The following is a 1222-nucleotide window of genomic DNA, read 5'->3' on the forward strand; positions in this document are numbered from 1 at the left end:
CTGGCTCCGTGTCTCGCGCGCGGCGCGGTGCAGGGCGCGGGCGCGCCAGAGATTGACGACGATGTCGATCACCAGCACCACGAAGGGCACGGCCGAAATGGTCGGCGGCGAGGTTCCCTCGCGCAGCCGGCTATAGGCCTCGACCAGGATGCCGCCGGCGAGCACGTAGAGCAGGGCAGTGACGCCCAGCGCCGAGATGCTCTCCAGCTTGCCATGGCCGTAATGGTGCTCCTCGTCCGCCGGCTTGTCGGACACCCGCACCACCGCCCAAGTGATGATGGTCGCGACCAGGTCGATCGAGGAGTGCAGGGCCTCGGAGATCAGCGCGAGCGAGCCGATCGCGATCCCGACCACGAACTTGGCCGCCGCCATGCCGCCGCTGGCGAAGATCGAGATCGCGGCGACCGAGGTTTTGTCGTGCTGGGAGGTCATGGCGGGGGATTTAGCAGGGCGTGGGTGAACATCAAGCGATGATCCACAGCTGTAGTCGCTAGTGAGTTGCAGGAGCGATCTAAGTCTTGCTCCGGCCCCGCAGGGTGGGCAAAGGCGCGCAGCGCCGTGCCCACCATTCTTCCGCGATCGCTGACGCATGGTGGGCACGCTTCGCTTTGCCCACCCTACGAGACCGAGACTGGATCGACGGCTACGGCACCGTCACCACGATCTTCCCCAGATGCCTGTTCGCCTCCATGTGCTCGAACGCCTTGTCGATGTCGTCGAACACGAACACCTTGTCGATCGGCAGCTGCAGTTTTAGCGACTCCACCGCGCCCCAGATGTCCTTGCGGACCTCCTCGAAGATCTCGCGGATCTCCTCGATGGTGCGGGTGCGGAAGGTGACGCCGACATAGTCGATGCGGCGCGCCGCATGCAGGTCGAAGTTGAAATCGGCATGGGTGCCGCCGAGCCGGCCGACATTGACGATGCGGCCCTTCACCTTGGTCGCGGCGAGGTTCTGATTGGCGACCTTGCCCGAGACCTGATCGACGACGAGATCGACGCCTTCGCCGTTCGTCGCCTTGAGGACCTCGTCGACCCATTTCGGATCGGAGCTGTCGACCGCGAGGTCGGCGCCATACTCCTTCAGCCGGCCGCGGCGATTGGCGTCGGTCGACGAGCCGATCACGAGTTTCGCGCCCTTGAGCTTGGCGATCTGCATCGCCATCAGCCCGACGCCGGAGCTGGCGCCCTGGATCAGCACGCTCTGGCCCGGCTGCACGCC

2 protein-coding genes are annotated in these 1222 nt (G+C 65.6%); both read right to left on the reverse strand.

The genetic code is table 11. The annotated features are described in order from the left end of the window. The coding region (locus tag MOV75_RS38790; RefSeq protein WP_247008119.1) for a cation diffusion facilitator family transporter at positions 1 to 432 on the reverse strand (432 nt) is incomplete at its 3' end. A gap of 211 nt (positions 433 to 643) precedes the next feature. Further along, on the reverse strand, positions 644 to 1222 hold a 579-nt coding region (locus tag MOV75_RS38795), incomplete at its 5' end, for a zinc-binding dehydrogenase (RefSeq protein ID WP_247008121.1).

The sequence above is a fragment of the Bradyrhizobium sp. PRIMUS42 genome (assembly GCF_023006515.1).
Lineage (GTDB): Bacteria > Pseudomonadota > Alphaproteobacteria > Rhizobiales > Xanthobacteraceae > Bradyrhizobium.